This is a genomic window from Paraburkholderia suaedae (assembly GCF_040812055.1).
GTDB lineage: Bacteria > Pseudomonadota > Gammaproteobacteria > Burkholderiales > Burkholderiaceae > Paraburkholderia.
Map to the genome: position 1 here is coordinate 60,449 of NZ_JBFOAH010000016.1, position 17,740 is coordinate 78,188.

Sequence of the window (17,740 nt, forward strand, 5' to 3'; positions counted from 1 at the left end):
CTGTCTCCTTACCAGTCGAGCGGCGTGCCGTCGTATTGATAGAAGCGGCCGTTGAACGCGTCGCGCTCGGCCGCCGCTTGCGCCAGCACGTCGCGCATGCCGGCGACGCTGCGTTCGGGATCGATGGCCGCCTGCGCGCCGCCCATGTCGGTGCGCACCCAGCCGGGATGCAAGGACACGCAGGTCGCGCGGGACGCTTCGACCGAGGCGAGCTTCAGCGCATCGTTCAGCGCGGCCTTGCTCACGCGATACAGCCAGCCGCTCGTGCCACTCGTTTCGGCGATGCTGCCCATCTTGCTGGAGATCACCGCGAACACGCCGCCAGCTTCCTCGACGAGCGGCAGCAGCACCGGCATCAATTGCATCGGGCCACGCACGTTGGTGTGCATCACGTGATCGAAGTCCTCCGCGGTGATGGTCTCGACGCACGCGGTGTGCGGGCCGTACACGCCCGACACCACGATCGCCGCATCGAGCCGTTCGCCGTCGAGCCTCCAGCCGAGCGCGGCGATCTGCTCGGGCGCGGTCACGTCGAGCGCGAAGGTTTCGGCGCCCAGGGCGCTCAGCGCGCTGAGCGCAGTGTCGTCGCGCGCGGTGGCGAGCACCCGCCAGCCGCTTTTCCTGTACTGCCGCACGAACTCCTGGCCGATGCCGCGCGACGCACCGACAATCAACACGGTCTTCATCGTCATTGAATACCTCAAGCGTTGTGGCGACGCGGTGAGGCGCGTCAAACCAGTTCGACACCCATCGCGGTCGCTTCGCCGCCGCCGATGCACAGCGTCGCGACGCCGCGTTTCAGGCCGCGCTTCTTCAATGCACCGATCAGCGTCACCAGAATCCGTGCGCCCGAGGCGCCGATCGGATGGCCGAGCGCACATGCGCCGCCGTTCACGTTGACCTTTTCATGCGGCAGATGGTGCTCTTTCATGGCCGCCATCGTCACGACCGCGAACGCTTCGTTGACTTCATACAGATCGACGTCGTCCGCACGCCAGCCGTTCTTCTCGAACAGCTTGCGAATCGCACCCACCGGCGCGGTGGTGAACCTGGCCGGCTCCTGCGCGAAGGTCGAATGGCCGACCACGCGCGCAACCGGTTCGATGCCCAGACGCTTCGCCGTCGATTCGCGCATCATCACCAGTGCGGCAGCGCCGTCGGAAATCGACGATGAATTCGCCGCCGTCACCGTGCCGGTTTTGCTGAACGCGGGCTTGAGCGTCGGAATCTTGTCGAGGTTGGCCTTAAACGGCTGCTCGTCGCGATCGACGCTCACCTCGCCTTTGCGGCTCGCCACGGTCACCGGCGCGATTTCCCACGTGAACGAGCCGTCTTCGTTTGCGCGCTTCGCACGTTTGAGCGATTCGACCGCGAACGCATCTTGCGCCTCGCGGGTGAAGTCGAACGACCCGGCGCATTCCTCGGCGAAGCTGCCCATCAGACGGCCTTTGTCGTACGCGTCTTCGAGGCCGTCATAGAACATGTGATCGATCACCTGGCCGTGGCCCATGCGCATGCCGCCGCGCGCCTTCGGCAGCAGATACGGCGCGTTCGACATGCTCTCCATGCCGCCCGCGACGATCACATCGACCGAACCGGCGGCGAGCATGTCGTGCGCGAACATCGCCGCGCGCATACCCGAACCGCACATCTTGTTGACCGTCGTGCAGCCAGTGCCCAATGGCAAGCCGGCGCCGAGCGCGGCCTGCCGCGCGGGCGCCTGGCCGAGCCCGGCGGGCAGCACACAGCCCATCACCACTTCGTCGACCTGTTGCGGTTCGAGGCCCGCGCGCCGCACGGCGGCCTCGATTGCCACCGAGCCCAACTGCGGCGCGGTGAGCGAAGCGAAGTCGCCCTGAAATGCCGCCATCGGCGTGCGCGCGACGCTCACGATCACCACTGGATCGGCCTGCGCTTCGGTGCGCTTGCCGTTCGTGCCTGTCTCAGTCATGTTTGTCTCCGTCATGCTTAAGCTCCCTGATCACACCTTCGACGATGGCCGGCACGTCGCCGAGTTGCGCCGCGTCGGCGGCCACCATGTCGTTATCAGCGTTGCGCGGGCCGCTCGCCGACACGGCGGCCACGCACTCCTTGTAGGTTGCGTCGAGCGCGGCCGCGTCGCCGATCATCATGCCGAGGTTGCGCATCTTGCCGTCGTGCACACCATAGGCCCAGCCGTGCACGGTCAGCTCCTGACCGCGCGCCCACGCGTCGTTGACAATGGTGGTGCGGCACACGTTCACCACCTGTTCGATCGTATTCAACTCCACCAGCCGCCGATGCCGCGCCTCACCGAGCGGCCACTCCTCGATCAACGCGGCGTGCTTGCTGCGCACATCCTGCACGTGAGCGAGCCAGTTGTCGGCGAGACCCACGCGGCGGCCATGCAGCGCCGCTCCCACACCCGAGCAGCCGTAATGGCCGACCACCATGATGTGCTTGACCTTCAGCAGATCGACGGCGAACTGGATCACCGACAGACAGTTCAGATCGGTATGCACCACCACGTTGGCGATATTTCGGTGGACGAACACTTCACCCGGCGGCAAGCCGATGATCTGGTTCGCCGGCACCCGCGAGTCGGAACAGCCGATCCACAGATACTCGGGCGTCTGCTGATGAGCAAGTCGCGAGAAGTACTGCGGGTCTTCGGACAGCTTGCGGGTGACCCAAGCGTCGTTGTTGTCGAACAGATGCGAAAGCGGATGGGAAGACTGGGAAACGTTCGTGGTCATGATGCTTGTTGGCGGTTGCTCGACCTTGACAGGTCGAAGTCGTTACATAAGGGCGGACGATGCAGTCGATCCTGCGAGCGGCGCAGACGGTTCACGCCACGCGCACGCTGGGCTCCTCTGCCGGGGCAGCCGGTGCAGTCGGTGCAGTCGGTGCGCTGCGCGCATCGGCAAATCGCTCCGGATAGCGCACGCAGAAGCGCACGCTGCTGTCGTACGGGAAAAAGTCGGGCAGTTCGCCTTTCAGTAGATGATCCTTGTACCGTTGCCATAGCGAAGGGTCGAAGAAGTCCGCGTGATGCTGCATGAACGAACGCCGCACGCGTGGATCGCCGAGCAGGAATGTGCCGTACGTCTCGGGGAATATGTCGTGCGGGCCGACCGAATACCACGGCTCGCCCGACATTTCGTCCTCCTCGTAGCGCGGTGCCGGCACGGCGCGCACGTTGCAGTCGGTCAGATATTCGATTTCATCGTAGTCGTAAAACACGACGCGACCATGACGCGTCACGCCGAAGTTCTTGTACAGCATGTCGCCGGGGAAGATGTTCGCCTGGATCAGCTCCTTCACCGCATTGCCGTATTCCTTGATGCCGTGCTCGACGTCGCTGTCGTTGCCGTTTTGCAGGAACAGATTCAGCGGCACCATGCGTCGCTCGATATACATGTGGCGAATCACCAGGTTCTCACCGTCATGTTCGATCAGCGACGGCACTTCCTTTTCGAGTTCACGCACGAGCGCTTCATCGAGCCGCGACATCGGCAACGCGACGCTCGAATATTCGAGCGTGTCCGCCATACGCCCCAGGCGATCGTGGCGTTTGACGAGCTGATACTTTGCCTGGATCTGCGCGCGCGTGGTTTCCTTCGGCGGCGGAAAGCTGTCTTTGATCAGTTTGAACACATAGGGGAACGACGGCAGCGTGAACACCAGCATCACGAGCCCTTTGATGCCCGGCGCGATGACAAACCGATCGCTCGAATGCGACAGGTGATGCAGCAGATCGCGATAGAACAGATTCTTGCCCTGCTTCTGCAAGCCCACCGACGTATAGATTTCCGCCTTCGGCTTGCCCGGCATGATGTTGCCGAGAAATTCGACGTACGCGGACGGCACTTCCATGTCGACGAGGAAATACGAGTGCGCGAAGCTGAAGATGATCTGCAACTGCTCGCGCGTGAGCAGAACCGTGTCGATCCCGAGCATGCCCGGTTTCACATGGCGCAGCGCCAGCGCGAACGGCAGCAGCGCGTCGCCGTTGATGATCCGTCCGACGATATACGCCGACTTGTTCCGGTAGAACAGCGACGCGAGCACGTGAATCTGGAAGTTCGGTGCTTCGTCGAACGCGCCGAACGCGTCGAGCATCGTCTGAACCACGCAGCCGACGTCGCGCGTCAGGTCTTCGAACGGTGGTTCGAGCTGGAAGTTGGTGACGATGCGTTCGAGCGTCGCGGCAAGGCCATCCTTGCCCGGGTAATACGCGCGGTAAGTGGGCTTCGCGGCCGGCTCGTCGTTCTCCAGGTATTCGGTCGCGATCGCCGGGCGCACGAAAATGAAGTCGTTGTTGAAATAGGACCGATGCAGGATCTTGCAGCACACCGAATTGAAAAACGTCTCCGCGCACTCGGGCTGGCGGTGCGTGGTCAACAGGCCGATGTAGTGCAGCTTGATCTGCTGCCACACCTCGTCGTCGATGTTTTCCGCGTCGTATTCGTCTTCCAGCGCTTCGACGCATTCCTCGACGCGTTCGTCGTACGAAGTGATGCGCTCGCGCGCGAGCTTTTGCAGCGCATGCCAGTCGCCGGCTTCGAAGAGCGTCTTCGCACGGATCGCGGCGTCGCGGAAGATCCGGTAGTGGCGGTCGAATCCTTCGAGCATCGTCTGGGCGACGTCAAAGCCGATTTGCGACGACAGCAGTTTGGGGAAGTGATTCATGTCGACCGTGCATTCGTCCCATGTCGTGAAGACACCCGTGATTGTATCGTCCGGGTGGGCTTGCGGCGCATCGCGCCGCTCGGCCCGCGCCTCGTCGCCTTGTGGGCGTTGGCAGGCGTTGGCCCGCTTTCGGGCTATCTCCGCTCATTGCGCCGGTTCGTCCGGGTTCACCGATGTAACACCCGGCAAGAAATCAGCGCTCTGCTCTGCTTTGCTTCACTTCGCCGCGCGTCACGCGCGGTACGTTGCGTTCCTCTTGCGCGCGCCGCGCTCAACCGGAACGTGCCTGACGAGCGCCGCCATCGAGCAGCGCGCGCGCCTGCGCTTCGTATTGCGCGAGGTCTTCGAGCGTCGCGTTGAGGTCTTCCAGTTGACGCTCCAGCACCTCGCGATGACGCGCCACCGTGGCCAGGAACGCTTGCAGTTGCGGGACGGTGTCGGTCGGCGACTCGTACACATCGAGCAGATCGCGGATCTCTGACAGCGTGAAGCCGAGCCGCTTACCGCGCAGCGTGAGCTTCAGGCGGGTCCGGTCCCGACCCGAATAGACCCGTCGCAGACCGCTCGACCCTTCGCGGCTCGGCGCGAGTAAACCCTGATCTTCGTAGAAGCGGATCGCGCGCGGCGTGACGTCGAATTCCCGCGCGAGCTCGGTGATCGTGTATTGCGTGTTCATCGGGATTCCCGTGGCCGGGCAGAAAATCGGATTGAACGATAGAATCGACGTTTACGTTATCGTCAACCTGAGCTGAACGCAACCCTTGCTGCAACGACGACGCGAGAGGGCGGAACCCGCCACCCTCGCGCCATGAGCGCCCGAATCATGCGACAACCCGCCGCCCGACATCGCACTTGCCATGGCGGACGGCCGACGGAGGAAGACATCCCCAATGAATGCACTCGAACATCAACTCCAATACCCCTTCGACGATCGCTTGCCGGAAGCGGGCGAGGCAATGGAAGTCGCGCCCGGCGTGTTCTGGCTGCGCATGCCCTTGCCGTTTGCGCTGGACCACATCAACCTGTGGCTGCTGCGTGATGAGATCGACGGCCAGCAGGGCTGGACGGTGGTGGACTGCGGCATCGCCTCGGACACCATCAAGCAGAACTGGGAGACCGTCTTCGATTCGTTGCTCGACGGCTTGCCGGTGCTGCGCGTGATCGTCACGCACTGCCATCCGGACCACATCGGCCTCGCGCACTGGGTGTGCAGCGGCGGCGACAAAAAGCGCTGGGACGCGCGGCTATGGATGACGCTCGGCGAATACATGCAGGCCCGCGTGATGGCCACCGGCGACGGTTCGAATGCCGGCGGCGAAGGGGCGGCGCGGCACTTCGCACGGCATGGCCTGAACGATCCTGACTCGCTCGAACAACTGCGCAATCGCAAGAGCTATTACTCGAGCCTCGTGCCGGCGATTCCCGCGCAATACCGGCGTCTGCGCGAAGCGGACGGCGTGCAGATCGGGGGCAGGACGTGGCGTGTGGTGACGGGCTTCGGTCATTCGCCGGAACACTGCGCGTTGCATTGCGAAGAGAGCCGTGTGCTCATCTCGGGCGACATGGTGTTGCCGCGCATTTCGACCAACGTGTCGGTGTTCGACATCGAGCCGGAAGGCACGCCGCTCGCGCTGTATCTCGAGTCGCTCGAACGCTACGAGATGATGCCGGAGAACACGCTCGTGCTGCCGTCGCATGGAAGGCCGTTTCGCGGCGTGCGCACCCGTATCCAGCAACTGCGCGAGCATCACGACGCGCGGCTCGCCGAAGTGCGCGAGGCATGCACGGAGAAGCCGCGTAGCGCCGCGGACATCGTGCCGTTGATGTTCAAGCGCCAGCTCGACATCCATCAGATGACCTTCGCGCTGGGCGAGGCGCTCGCGCATTTGCATCTGCTGTGGCTCGCGGGCGAACTGAAGCGAACGCAGGACGCGGACGGCGTGATCCGCTTTGCGGCGGCGTGATCGCGCGGACGCGTCGTTAAAAAAGCCCGGTGCGCTGTTGCGCAACCGGGCTTGCGTTTGCGCCGCTTCAGGCGCGCGCTGAATTACTGCACCGACACGGTCCCGAAGTTCTGTCGTCCAAACGGACTGACGTGATAACCGCTCACGTTCTTGCGCGTGATCGCGGCGGCAGTCGGATACCCGAGTGGAATCCACAGCGCCTGATCGTGGATGATCTGCTGCGCCTGTTCATACGCTTTGCTCCGCTTGGTCTGGTCCGGCGTGGCCTTGCCGTCGGCGATCAGCTTGTCCAGATCCTGATCGCAAAAGCGTGCGAAGTTGATCCCCGACTTCACCGCATTGCAACTGAAAAGCGGTGACAGATAGTTGTCCGGATCGCCGTTGTCGCCGGCCCAGCCCATGAACAGCAAGTCATGCTGGCCTTGCTTGGCCTGTTTGATCAGCTCGCCCCATTCGATCACCTTCACGTCCGCCTTCACGCCGATCTTCGCGAAGTCGGCCTGGAGCAGTTCGGCGCCGGCCTTCGGACTCGGATTCAGCACGCTGCCGTTCGGCCGCACCCAGATGGTCGTTTCGAAGCCGTTCGGATAACCCGCCTCGGCGAGCAGCTTCTTCGCCTTGACCGGATCGTACGGCCACGGCTTGATGGACTTGTCATAGCTCCACGTGTTGGGCGGATACGGATTCGTGGCCGGCGTCGCGGTGTTGTCGAATACGGTCTTCAGATACGAGCTGCGGTCGAACCCCATGTTCAGCGCCGCACGCACCTTCTGGTTGTCGAGCGGCTTCTTTTGCGTGTTCAACGCGACGAACGCGGTCATGAACGCCGGCGTCTGCACGATGGCGAGCGATTTGTCGCTCTTCGCGTCGGCCAGGTCCTGCGGCTTGGGCGACAGCGCGATCTGGCATTCGTCCGCTTTGACCTTCTGCGCCCGAACCGTCGCGTCCGGCGTGATAGCGTAGATGAGACGGTCGATCTTCGGCTTCGGCCCCCAGTAGGTGGGGTTCACGTCGTAGCGGATCACCGCGTCTTTCGTGTAGCTCTTCAACATGAACGGGCCCGTGCCGACCGGCTTCGCGTTCAGGTCCGCCTGTTTGCCCGCCTTGAGCAACTGGTCGGCGTATTCGGCCGAATAGATCGACGCGAAGCCCATCGTGAGGATCGGGACGAACGTCGCATCAGGCGCGTTCAATTCGAACTTGACGGTATTGTCGTCCACCTTGCTGACCGACTTGATAAGCTTGGGCAAGCCCATCGACTGCGCGTGCGGGAAGCCGCTCGCGCCCGCTACCTTGTGCCACGGGTTGTTGTCGTCGAGCATGCGCTCGAACGTAAAGACGACGTCGTCTGCATTCAGCGCGCGCGTCGGCTTGAAGTAGTCGGTGGTCTGGAACTGCACGTTCGGGCGCAGATGGAATGTATAGGTGAGGCCATCGGCGCTGACGTCCCATTTGTCGGCCAGTGCCGGTACCACTTTCTTCGTGGCCTCGTCGTACGAGACCAGTGAGTTGAAGATCACATCGGCCGACGCATTGGTCGTGACCAGCGAATTGAACTGCACCACGTCGAAGCCGTCGGGGCTCGACTCGGTACACACGGTCAACGGTTTGGCGAGCACGAGCGCGGGCGCCGTGAACAGTACGGCGGCTGCGAGCAGTTTGAAGCGCATAGGTTCTCCCATAACGAGCGCAGTCAGGCAGTGCGTCGGGTTGTGTGGTTATTCCGGCGACGCGGGAAGGGCGTTGGCGTCTTCACCGATTGTGATACGTTTCCGGCGCTCGCGCATAGTTGGGTGAGCCTGCCCATGCGCGCCGCGGCGGTGGCGAAAAAGCTTATCGAAGGGTGATTGCGGCGACAACAACAGAATTCGCATATCCATATGGTCATGCCGCGCTTGCTTGCCGCATCAGGTAGTCGACACCCTCGATCGCGCGCACGCCGTACCACGACACCATTTCGCCATCGATCAACTCGATGCGCGTGCCGGCCAGCCGCGGATCGCGCGCGAGCGTGTCGCGATGGGTCGGCGTAAAGCGATACGGCTCGCTGGACAGCAGGATGCGATCCACGTCCGCGAGCCAGGGCGCGGCGCCGAAGTCGAGCGTCGGATAGCGTGCCGCGCCTGCCACCCCGCCTTGCACAGCGGGCAGCGTGCGCCAGTTCACGAGCCGCAGCATGGCGGCGATGTAGGTGTCGCGCGCGACGGTCATCCATGGTTCGCGCCAGATCAGATACAGCACGTTCTGCGCAGCGAACGCCTGCGTGGCGGCTGCGCGCAGCCGGTCTTCGAGCAGCTCGCTCAGGCGTTGCGCCTCATCTACGCGGTCGAAGATCTCACCCAGCAGCGCGTAAAGCGCCAGGTTGTCTTGCGGTGTGCGCGGATGAGTCACGATGATGTGCGGCACGCATGCGCGCAATTGCTCGACCGTATCGCGCTCGTTTTCGTCGATATTGACGATCAAATGGGTCGGGCGCAGCGCGCGAACGGCGTCCAGATTCACAGCCTTGGTGCCGCCGACCTTGCGCACTGCGCGCACCTTCTCGCGCGGATGCACGCAAAAGCCAGTGCGCCCGACGATCTGCGCATCCAGCTTCAGTGCGAACAGCGTCTCGGTGATGCTCGGCACCAGCGACACGATGCGCGCGTCGTGACCCGCTGTGTCGTGCGCGACGCCGGCTGCATCGACCGCATGAGGCTGCATGGTCTACTCCGCGGTGGCCCGCGGCTTGCGTGGCGCGTGTTGGAACGCGTAGTCGTAGAGCCAGCGTGGCAGCACATGCAGCAGCATGGCGACGATGCGCATCTGCCAGGGGAACACGGCGAACGCCGTTTGCCGCTCGACCGCGTGCGCAACCTTCGCCGCGAAGCGGTCCGCATCCATCAGGAACGGCATGGTGTACGGGTTGTGCTCGGTCATGGGCGTGCGGATATAGCCGGGCGCGATCGTAACGACGCCGACGCCGTGCGGCCGCATCTCGACGCGCAGTGCCTCCAGATACTTGAGTGCCGCCGACTTCGACGCGCTGTACGCGCCGGAGCCCGGCAAGCCCCGCACACTGGCGACGCTGGCGATGCCGACCAGCGTGCCGCGCCTGGCGGCAATCATCGCGGCGGCGAACGGCTCGAAGGTGGCGACCATGCCGAAGTAGTTGACGTCCATCACTTCGCGGAAGGTGCGCAGATCGCCGTGGCCGGTAACGGCGCCGCGGCTGATGCCGGCATTGGCGATCACGATGTCGGGCAGACCGTGTTGCGCGATGAAGCGCGCGGCCGCATCGGCGAGCGCATCGGCGTCGCGAACGTCGACGCAATGGAGCGAGACGGCGTTGTGCGGATGGGACTCCTGGAAGGCGGCGAGCGCGTCGCCGCGGCGGGCAACGAGGCCGAGAATCGCGCCGCGCCGGGCGTACTCGTCGGCGAGCGCGAGGCCGATGCCGCTCGAGGCGCCGGTAATGAAAACCTTGAGCGGCGAACTCATTACGGCGCCTCTTCTTTACATCTTCCTGGTGCGGACCTGCTGCACCAGGTAGTCGAGCACCTGGATCGTGCCCGGCAGGCTGTTGGTCGCGGCCGGGCCAGTTTCATACTTGCCTTGCACGGCCAGCGTCGGCACACCGTCGATCTTGTACTCGTCGAGCAGCTTCTTGTCTTTCTGAAGGTCGCTTTGCACCGAGAACGAGTTGTACGCTTCCATGTACTTCTTCGGATCGACACTGTTCTTCGCGAGGAATTTGGCCTGATCTTCCGGCGTCATCAGGTAGTTCTTGTTGACGTGGATTTCATTGAAAACTTTCGGCGTCAGCTGTGGAGCGAGGCCCAGCGCGTCGAGCGCGTGATACATCTTCGAATGTGGAATGAAGTCGTCGCGGAAGGCGACCGGCACGCGCCGGAACACCACGTCCGGTCCCTGCTTCTTGACCCATGCTTCGAGGTACGGCTCGAATTCGTTGCAGTGCGGGCAGCCGTACCAGAAGAACTCGGTCACTTCGATTTTGCCGGCCGGCACGTCGGTAGGCTGCGGCGTGGCCAGCACCGTATAGTCCTTGCCCGCTACCGGCGCGCTCGGCGATGCCTGCGCGCAGGCTGCAACCAGGCCCAGTGAGAGAAACAGAATGCTCAAAAGTTTTTTCATGTTGGGTTGACTCGAGTAGGCGATGAAACGGTGGCGCCACGCAATTGCCCGCCACCGTTCCTGGTTTTGGTATGAGACCTTGCAGTCGTCCGACGTGCCTGTGACACGCGCGGCGCGCCGATAGTTCGGTGGCTGCACGCGCCGGCGATTACCGCGTGTTTATTGTTTGGTGAAGCGGATCACGGCGGTATCCACGCCCGCGTCCGACAGACGCTGACGGCTCGAATTCATGTCCTCGAACTTCGAGAACGGTCCGATGCGCACGCGATAGTACGTCACTCCGCCCGCATCGCGCTGGGTGACCTTCGATTCGAAGCCCTGGAACGCCAGACGCGCGCGCTGCTGTTCGGCATCGGCCGCGGTCTTGTAGGCGCCCACCTGCAGGAAGTAGCCGGTGTTCGCGTCACCCGGCGCGGGCGTTGCGCCGGAACCCGGCTTGACGTTCGCGACCGTGGCCGCCGACGTGCTCTTCGGCGCGGAGCCCGCTGCGGTGACGGACGGTGCGCTGGACACTTGCGGCTTTTTCGCCGGAGCCTGTGCGACGCTCGCGCCAACGCCGTTATCCTGCGACGGCTTCGGTGCGATCGCAGTGCCGTTAGCGTTGCCGTTCGCAGTGCCAGCCGAGGGCGGCACTTCGACGATCTGCGGTTCTTCGAGCATGCCCGACTGGGTTTGCGAATTGGTCTGGCCCGGCGCGGTATTCGGCGGCGCGGGCTGCGCGGCTTGCGGCACCGGCTGGCCCGGCGTCTTGCCTTGCAGCGGACGGTTCGGATCGTATTGCGGCTGGCCGGTCGCGGCGCCGGTTTCGGACGCGGCGGGCGGCGCCACCTTCGAGACGAACGGCGTAGGCGCACGGGTGATATACAGCGCCACCACGACCGCGATGGCAAGGCCGACGATCAGGCCGAGCACGATGCCGAGAAAAGTCCCCCCGGTTTGTTTCGATTGCTTTGTTGTGCGGCGTGCTTTTGCCATCGTATGAATCACCTGCAAAAAGAATCCAGGAACGGCCGCCGATTATAGCGACGGCCGCGTGCATGTTGCGCCGGAGGAGTTACATCTTGACGGGAGCGGAGACGCCGATCGTCGCCAGACCATTGGCCAGCACCTGACGCGTGGCGGCGAGCAGCGCGACGCGTGCATTGCGCTCGGCCGCGTCGTCGACCAGCACGCGTTCGGCTCTGTCATTGTAGAACGAGTGGAATTCCCCGGCGAGTTCGCGCAGGTAGAACGCGACCGCGTGCGGCGCGAGTTCGTCGGCGGCGTGTTGCAGCATGTCCGGGAACTCCGCGAGCTTGTTCAGCAGGGCCATGGCGCGCTCGCTCGTGAGCCGCGACACGTCGACGCCGGCGAGCGTGGTCTCGTCCACGCTTTCATCCGAACCATAGCGCGCCTTGCATTCGGCGATCACCGAGCAGATGCGCGCGTGCGCATACTGCACGTAATGCACCGGATTTTCGTCGTTCTGCTTGAGCGCAAGGTCGATGTCGAACACGAACTCGGTATCTGCCTTGCGCGAGATCAGAAAGAAGCGCACGGCGTCGCGGCCGCGGCGAATCGTTTCCTCGTCGATCAGGTCGACGGCCGCTTCCGAGCCCGGCGTTGCACCACCCGACCATTCGATCAGATCGCGCACCGTCACGTAGCTGCCGGCGCGCTTGGAGATTTTCACCTCTTCGCCGTTGCGCATGACCGTGACCATCTTGTGCAGGATGTAGTCGGGATAGCCCTTCGGAATGCCGATGCCCAGACCCTGCAGGCCGGCGCGCACCCGCGCGATCGTGCCATGGTGATCGGAGCCCTGGATGTTGATGACCTTCGTGAAGCCGCGTTGCCACTTGGCGACGTGATAGGCGACGTCCGGCACGAAGTACGTGTACGTGCCGTCGGTCTTGCGCATCACGCGGTCTTTGTCGTCGCCGTCGTCGGTGGTGCGCAGCCACAGCGCGCCGCCTTCTTCGTAGGTTTTGCCGGCGGCGATCAGCGCCTCGACGGTTTGCTCGACCCGGCCTTCCGTGTACAGCGACGACTCCAGGTAATACTGGTCGAACTTCACGCCGAACGCCTGCAGATCCATGTCCTGTTCGCGGCGCAGGTAGGCCACGGCGAAGCGGCGGATCGCCTCGAGGTTCTCGATGTCGCCCGCGGCGGTGACGGGCTCGCCGTCGCTCGCGGCCACCGTGGCTCCGTTCAGGTAGTCTTTCGCGATCTCGGCGATGTACTCGCCGTTGTACGCCGAAGGCGGCCAGTCCTGGTCGCCGGGCGCGAGGCCGCGGGCGCGCGCCTGGGTCGACAGCGCGAGCGTGTGGATCTGTACACCCGCGTCGTTGTAGTAGAACTCGCGGTGCACGTCCCAGCCCTGCGAGGCGAGCACGTTCGACAGCGCATCGCCGAGCGCCGCCTGGCGGCCATGGCCGACGTGCAGCGGGCCGGTCGGATTGGCCGACACGAATTCGATCAGTACATGCTTGCCGGCCTCGCGTTGCGAGCGGCCGAAGCGCTCTTTCTCCGCGAGCACCGCGGCGATCACCGCCTGCTTGGCCGAGGCCGCGAGCCGCAGGTTGATGAAGCCGGGGCCGGCCACTTCGGCGGCCTCGATCAGCGCCTGGGCCTGCGGTTGCCCGAGCAGCGCGTCGACGATCTGTTGGGCCAGCTGGCGCGGATTGGCGCGCAGCGGCTTGGCCAGTTGCATCGCCACATTGCACGCGACGTCGCCGTGCGCGGCGACCTTGGGGCGTTCCAGCGTGATGGTGGGCAACACGAAGGCGGCTTCGCTCGCGCCTTGCGTGGCGAGCGCGACGCGCTTCACGGTGTCGGCGAGCAGTGTTTCGAGGGTCTGTTTATGTGCGGGCAGCATGCTTGTTGCGAGTCCAGTGAGGCGATCCGGTGATGCGGAAGAGGCGCCGGCCGCGCGGCTGGCGCAGCCGATTCGTTATAAGCGGGGAAAGCGGCGATGCGCCCGGCGCGGCATATCGGGCACGTGGGGCGCCCAATCGGGCGCATTGCCTGCAACGTGCTTGCCGGTGCAGGTCGCCATGCCGTGGCGGTAGCCGCCACGGCTTGCGGGGTAGCGGCCCGTCAGGCCCGGCCACACTGCTTGCGCTTCGCCGCGCGCGGCACAGTGCGCCGCCCTTTTTCCGTCCAGACGGATTTTAGCAGGTGCTAATATGTTCAATGAGATGCCCAGCAAGGGCCGTGGCCGCGGCGTCTGATCGGCGAGCCAACGTAGCGCGCGCTGGCGGCCGCCTTGGGCGGCGCCCGCGCGTCGATCCGCCATAATGAAAAAGGGAATAGTCATGCTGATTACTTTCAAATGCCACGCCTGCCCAGATGTGATGATGCTGGAGAATCTGGCTCAGTATCTGGTAGGCATTATCGGCAAACGTCTTGGGGAGCGCGGCGTCATCACGCACGAGGAAACCAGCGCGGCCATCGAGAAACTGGAGGCGGCGATCACCTTCGACAAGCGCGAGCGCGCCGAACATGACGGCCATTTTCACGAAGGCGAGGACGGCCACGAGCATCACGAGATTCCGCCGGGGCTCGCGCAGCGCGCGTATCCGTTCCTCGACATGCTGCGCGCGGCGCAGAGGGAAAACGCGGATATCGTCTGGGGGCTGTGATTCCCGCTCACCGCGGGCGTGAGCGTGTGCAGCACGCGCGAAAGCCGCTTGATCGAGCGACGGCGCATTGAATGCGCGCCAAGCGCATCAAACGAAAAGAGCCCGCTCGATGCGGGCTCTTTGTCGTTCGGCCCTTTTATCCGACCGACCGGCCGTGCCGTTACTGGCTGGCGGCGTCGGCCGGCGCGGCCATCGGAGCGGACGCGTCTTTGTTCATTTTTTGCTTCTTCGGCTTCTTCACGTGTTTCACCGTCGGCGGCGAATACGAACTGACCGCGCTGGAGCCGGCCGGCGCAGCGGGCTGGGCGAGCGCCGCAGAGGCGCTCACCGCAAGCGAAACAGCAGTGAGGAACAGCGTCAGCTTTTTCATACGATTTTCTCTCCGTTGACAATTGCAATGCGATGAGCGGACGGGCTTTGGCCGCGTCTGGCGAGATAAAACCGCTTCAGTCTACAAAGCCGAAAATTACGTTGCCGCAAATATTCAGGCTTTGAGCACCGATATAGTGGGTTCCCGCCGACCGCTCAGAGCAACGGCGCCAACGCCCGCTCGGCGTCCTTCTTCGACAGCGACATGCGCCGCGCGTAGTCTTCGAGCTGATCCTGGCCGATCTTGCCGACCGAGAAGTACGTGCTGTCCGGGTGTGCCAGATAGAAGCCCGACACGCTGGCCGCCGGCAACATCGCGAGTGATTCGGTGACAGTCATGCCGATTTCGTTCGCTTGCAGCACGTCGAACATGTCGCGCTTCACCAGGTGATCGGGGCAGGCCGGATAGCCGGGCGCCGGGCGGATGCCGCGGTACTTTTCGGCGATCAGTTCGTCGCTGGAGAGGTTTTCGGCGCTCGCATAGCCCCAAAGATCGCGCCGCACGCGCGCGTGCATCGCTTCGGCGAACGCTTCCGCAAAGCGGTCGGCGAGCGCTTTCAGCATGATCGCGCTGTAGTCATCGTTGTCCTTCTCGAACTGCTTTTCCCTCACGTCGACGCCCAGCCCCGCCGTCACGGCAAACATGCCGATGTAGTCGGCCACGCCCGAATCCTTCGGCGCGATGAAGTCGGCGAGCGAGCGATTCGGCCGGATCACGCCGTCCACCACCGGACGTACGCTTTGCTGGCGCAGATTGCGCCACGTGAGCGCAACCTTCGAGCGCGACTCGTCCGTGTAGATCTCGATGTCGTCGTCGTTCACCGTGTTGGCCGGCAACAGCGCGATCACGCCATTGGCCTGCAGCCAGCGGCCCTGGATCAGGCGCGCGAGCATCGACTTGGCGTCGGAGAACACGCGCCGCGCCGATTCGCCGACGATCTCATCGTTCAGGATGGCCGGATAGGGGCCAGCCAGGTCCCACGTCTGGAAGAACGGACCCCAGTCGATGTAGTTCGCCAGCTCGTTCAGATCGAAGCTCTTGAATACGCGGCGGCCAATGAACTTCGGCTTCACCGGCTGGTAGCTGGCCCAGTCGACCCTGGTCTTGTTCGCGCGCGCTTCGGCGAGCGTGACCATGGGCAGCGCCTTCTTGTTGGCGTGCTGCGCGCGGATGCGGTCGTAGTCGGTTTTCAGCTCGTCGAGGTACTTCGCCGCGCCTTCGTCGGACAGCAGGCTCGACGCTACCGACACCGAGCGCGACGCGTCCGGCACGTACACCACGGGGCCTTCGTAATGCGGCGAGATCTTTACAGCGGTGTGCACACGCGAGGTGGTCGCGCCACCGATCAAAAGCGGAATCTTCTTCACGCGGAAGTAATCGTCGCGCTGCATTTCCGACGCGACGTAGGCCATCTCTTCGAGGCTCGGCGTAATCAGACCCGACAGCCCGATGATGTCCGCGCCCTCGACCTTCGCCTTTGCGAGAATCTCGTTGCACGGGACCATCACGCCCATGTTGACCACTTCGAAGTTATTGCACTGAAGCACCACCGAAACGATGTTCTTGCCGATGTCGTGCACGTCGCCCTTCACGGTGGCGATGACGATCTTGCCTTTCGCGCGCACGTCGCCGCCGGCCGCGGCGAGCTGCTTCTTTTCTTCTTCGATGAACGGGATCAGATGCGCGACCGCCTGCTTCATCACGCGCGCGGACTTCACCACCTGGGGCAGGAACATCTTGCCCTGGCCGAACAGGTCGCCGACGATGTTCATGCCATCCATCAGCGGACCTTCGATCACGCTGATCGGCCGGCCGCCCTGGGCTGAGAGCTTCGCGCGCACTTCCTCGGTGTCTTCGACGATAAAGTTGGTAATGCCGTGCACGAGCGCGTGCGAAAGACGCTTCTCGACCGGCTGATTGCGCCACTCCAGGTTCTCTTCCTTCTTCGCGGCGCCGGTCTTGTACTTGTCGGCGATTTCGAGCAGCCGGTCCGTGCCGTCTTCGCGACGGTTCAACACGACGTCTTCAACGCGCTCGCGCAACTCCGGATCGAGGTCGGCATACACGCCGAGCTGCCCCGCGTTGACGATGCCCATGTCCATCCCCGCCTGGATCGCGTGATATAGGAACACGGTGTGGATCGCCTCGCGCACCGGGTCGTTGCCGCGGAACGAGAACGACACGTTGGACACGCCGCCGCTCACCTTCGCATACGGCAGGTTCTCTTTGATCCAGCGCGTTGCGTTGATGAAGTCGACCGCGTAGTTGTTGTGCTCCTCGATGCCGGTGGCGATCGCGAAGATGTTCGGATCGAAGATGATGTCTTCCGGCGGGAAGCCGACCTGGTTCACGAGGAACTCATACGAGCGCTTGCAGATTTGCGTCTTGCGCTCGAAGGTGTCGGCCTGGCCTTGCTCGTCGAAGGCCATCACCACGGCGGCTGCACCGTAGCGGCGAATCAGGTTCGCGTGATGACGGAACGCCTCTTCGCCTTCCTTCAGTGAAATTGAATTGACGATCGCCTTGCCTTGCACGCACTTCAGACCCGCTTCGATCACTTCCCACTTCGACGAGTCGATCATGATCGGCACGCGCGCGATGTCCGGCTCCGACGCGATCAGATTCATGAAGCGCACCATCGCCGCTTTCGAATCGAGCATCGCCTCGTCCATGTTGACGTCGATCACCTGAGCGCCGTTTTCGACCTGCTGGCGCGCGACGGCGACGGCATCGTCGAACTGGTCGTTGAGGATCATTCGTGCGAACGCTTTCGAGCCCGTCACATTGGTGCGTTCACCGACGTTGATGAAGAGCGTCCCGGACGTGACGTTGAACGGCTCGAGGCCGGCAAGGCGCATGGTGTGATCGGTCATGGCGTATGTGCGAGTCGATTGCTTGCGTTGAGGTGCGGCTTGACTGCGGCTGAGGTACATCCTGGCTGCGTCTGTTCGTGTGACGCCAGAGCGGCGGCCAGCGTG

Annotated in this window: 16 protein-coding genes; 2 read left to right on the plus strand and 14 right to left on the minus strand. The window is 63.7% G+C overall.

Features of this window, described 5'->3' with window-relative positions; all coding sequences use genetic code 11:
• Window positions 1-8: 8 nt before the first annotated feature.
• From ABQJ48_RS21300 to ABQJ48_RS21320, 5 genes are all read right to left on the minus strand, one after another.
• The gene (locus ABQJ48_RS21300; RefSeq protein ID WP_367840086.1) at window positions 9-686 is read right to left on the minus strand and encodes an SDR family oxidoreductase; all 678 of its coding nucleotides are present in this window, start codon (window positions 684-686) and stop codon (window positions 9-11) included.
• 44 nt (window positions 687-730) lie between these two features.
• Window positions 731-1,966, minus strand: coding sequence for an acetyl-CoA C-acetyltransferase (locus ABQJ48_RS21305; protein ID WP_367839979.1), 1,236 nt, complete (start codon window positions 1,964-1,966; stop codon window positions 731-733).
• Window positions 1,944-2,735: a carbonate dehydratase gene (gene can, locus ABQJ48_RS21310; RefSeq protein ID WP_367839980.1), complete on the minus strand. Its 792-nt coding sequence runs from the start codon at window positions 2,733-2,735 to the stop codon at window positions 1,944-1,946. Before can ends, ABQJ48_RS21305 begins: the two co-directional genes overlap by 23 nt.
• Window positions 2,736-2,826: 91 nt before the next feature.
• Window positions 2,827-4,671 (minus strand): bifunctional isocitrate dehydrogenase kinase/phosphatase, encoded by a 1,845-nt coding sequence (gene aceK / locus ABQJ48_RS21315; RefSeq protein WP_367839981.1) that lies wholly within the window; start codon window positions 4,669-4,671, stop codon window positions 2,827-2,829.
• 271 nt (window positions 4,672-4,942) lie between these two features.
• Window positions 4,943-5,347, minus strand: coding sequence for a MerR family transcriptional regulator (locus ABQJ48_RS21320; protein WP_367839982.1), 405 nt, complete (start codon window positions 5,345-5,347; stop codon window positions 4,943-4,945).
• Between the two features lie 214 nt (window positions 5,348-5,561).
• Here ABQJ48_RS21320 and ABQJ48_RS21325 point away from each other — a divergent pair, with 214 nt between their 5' ends.
• On the plus strand, window positions 5,562-6,635 hold the full coding sequence (locus ABQJ48_RS21325; RefSeq protein ID WP_367839983.1) for an MBL fold metallo-hydrolase: 1,074 nt from the start codon (window positions 5,562-5,564) through the stop codon (window positions 6,633-6,635).
• Between the two features lie 83 nt (window positions 6,636-6,718).
• Here ABQJ48_RS21325 and ABQJ48_RS21330 read toward each other — a convergent pair whose 3' ends face one another.
• The 7 genes from ABQJ48_RS21330 to ABQJ48_RS21360 form a co-directional block, all read right to left on the minus strand.
• Window positions 6,719-8,305 carry an ABC transporter substrate-binding protein gene (locus ABQJ48_RS21330; protein WP_367839984.1) on the minus strand — a complete coding sequence of 529 codons (1,587 nt, stop codon included), beginning with the start codon at window positions 8,303-8,305 and terminating at the stop codon, window positions 6,719-6,721.
• Between the two features lie 214 nt (window positions 8,306-8,519).
• Complete coding sequence (locus ABQJ48_RS21335) at window positions 8,520-9,338, minus strand: helical backbone metal receptor (RefSeq protein WP_367839985.1); 819 nt, start codon at window positions 9,336-9,338, stop codon at window positions 8,520-8,522.
• 3 nt (window positions 9,339-9,341) lie between these two features.
• Window positions 9,342-10,115, minus strand: a complete 774-nt coding sequence (locus tag ABQJ48_RS21340) for an SDR family oxidoreductase (RefSeq protein ID WP_367839986.1) — start codon at window positions 10,113-10,115, stop codon at window positions 9,342-9,344.
• 15 nt (window positions 10,116-10,130) lie between these two features.
• On the minus strand, window positions 10,131-10,769 hold the full coding sequence (locus ABQJ48_RS21345; RefSeq protein ID WP_367839987.1) for a DsbA family protein: 639 nt from the start codon (window positions 10,767-10,769) through the stop codon (window positions 10,131-10,133).
• A 159-nt stretch (window positions 10,770-10,928) separates the two neighbouring features.
• On the minus strand, window positions 10,929-11,762 hold the full coding sequence (locus tag ABQJ48_RS21350) for an SPOR domain-containing protein (protein WP_367839988.1): 834 nt from the start codon (window positions 11,760-11,762) through the stop codon (window positions 10,929-10,931).
• A 61-nt stretch (window positions 11,763-11,823) separates the two neighbouring features.
• The gene (gene argS, locus ABQJ48_RS21355) at window positions 11,824-13,626 is read right to left on the minus strand and encodes an arginine--tRNA ligase (protein WP_367839989.1); all 1,803 of its coding nucleotides are present in this window, start codon (window positions 13,624-13,626) and stop codon (window positions 11,824-11,826) included.
• A 75-nt stretch (window positions 13,627-13,701) separates the two neighbouring features.
• The gene (locus ABQJ48_RS21360) at window positions 13,702-14,082 is read right to left on the minus strand and encodes a hypothetical protein (protein ID WP_367839990.1); all 381 of its coding nucleotides are present in this window, start codon (window positions 14,080-14,082) and stop codon (window positions 13,702-13,704) included.
• Between ABQJ48_RS21360 and ABQJ48_RS21365 the strand changes: the two genes are divergently transcribed.
• Window positions 14,066-14,392 carry a DUF1840 domain-containing protein gene (locus ABQJ48_RS21365; protein ID WP_367839991.1) on the plus strand — a complete coding sequence of 109 codons (327 nt, stop codon included), beginning with the start codon at window positions 14,066-14,068 and terminating at the stop codon, window positions 14,390-14,392. The genes ABQJ48_RS21360 and ABQJ48_RS21365 overlap by 17 nt on opposite strands.
• A gap of 160 nt (window positions 14,393-14,552) precedes the next feature.
• Here the strand turns inward: ABQJ48_RS21365 and ABQJ48_RS21370 are convergent, their stop codons facing one another.
• Both ABQJ48_RS21370 and metH read right to left on the minus strand, forming a co-directional pair.
• Window positions 14,553-14,762 (minus strand): acid-shock protein, encoded by a 210-nt coding sequence (locus ABQJ48_RS21370; RefSeq protein WP_367839992.1) that lies wholly within the window; start codon window positions 14,760-14,762, stop codon window positions 14,553-14,555.
• Window positions 14,763-14,917: 155 nt separating this feature from the next.
• The gene (gene metH / locus ABQJ48_RS21375; protein WP_367839993.1) at window positions 14,918-17,695 is read right to left on the minus strand and encodes a methionine synthase; all 2,778 of its coding nucleotides are present in this window, start codon (window positions 17,693-17,695) and stop codon (window positions 14,918-14,920) included.
• Window positions 17,696-17,740: the final 45 nt, after the last annotated feature.

What these genes read in the sequence shown, in the direction of transcription:
- ABQJ48_RS21340 (WP_367839986.1), bottom strand. Translation starts at nt 10,115, where the DNA reads ATGAGTTCGCCGCTCAAGGTTTTCATTACCGGCGCCTCGAGCGGCATC.
- ABQJ48_RS21370 (WP_367839992.1), bottom strand. Translation starts at nt 14,762, where the DNA reads ATGAAAAAGCTGACGCTGTTCCTCACTGCTGTTTCGCTTGCGGTGAGC.
- ABQJ48_RS21300 (WP_367840086.1), bottom strand. Translation starts at nt 686, where the DNA reads ATGAAGACCGTGTTGATTGTCGGTGCGTCGCGCGGCATCGGCCAGGAG.
- ABQJ48_RS21325 (WP_367839983.1), top strand. Translation starts at nt 5,562, where the DNA reads ATGAATGCACTCGAACATCAACTCCAATACCCCTTCGACGATCGCTTG.
- aceK (WP_367839981.1), bottom strand. Translation starts at nt 4,671, where the DNA reads ATGAATCACTTCCCCAAACTGCTGTCGTCGCAAATCGGCTTTGACGTC.
- can (WP_367839980.1), bottom strand. Translation starts at nt 2,735, where the DNA reads ATGACCACGAACGTTTCCCAGTCTTCCCATCCGCTTTCGCATCTGTTC.
- ABQJ48_RS21365 (WP_367839991.1), top strand. Translation starts at nt 14,066, where the DNA reads ATGCTGATTACTTTCAAATGCCACGCCTGCCCAGATGTGATGATGCTG.
- metH (WP_367839993.1), bottom strand. Translation starts at nt 17,695, where the DNA reads ATGTACCTCAGCCGCAGTCAAGCCGCACCTCAACGCAAGCAATCGACT.
- ABQJ48_RS21320 (WP_367839982.1), bottom strand. Translation starts at nt 5,347, where the DNA reads ATGAACACGCAATACACGATCACCGAGCTCGCGCGGGAATTCGACGTC.
- ABQJ48_RS21335 (WP_367839985.1), bottom strand. Translation starts at nt 9,338, where the DNA reads ATGCAGCCTCATGCGGTCGATGCAGCCGGCGTCGCGCACGACACAGCG.
- ABQJ48_RS21305 (WP_367839979.1), bottom strand. Translation starts at nt 1,966, where the DNA reads ATGACGGAGACAAACATGACTGAGACAGGCACGAACGGCAAGCGCACC.
- argS (WP_367839989.1), bottom strand. Translation starts at nt 13,626, where the DNA reads ATGCTGCCCGCACATAAACAGACCCTCGAAACACTGCTCGCCGACACC.
- ABQJ48_RS21345 (WP_367839987.1), bottom strand. Translation starts at nt 10,769, where the DNA reads ATGAAAAAACTTTTGAGCATTCTGTTTCTCTCACTGGGCCTGGTTGCA.
- ABQJ48_RS21330 (WP_367839984.1), bottom strand. Translation starts at nt 8,305, where the DNA reads ATGCGCTTCAAACTGCTCGCAGCCGCCGTACTGTTCACGGCGCCCGCG.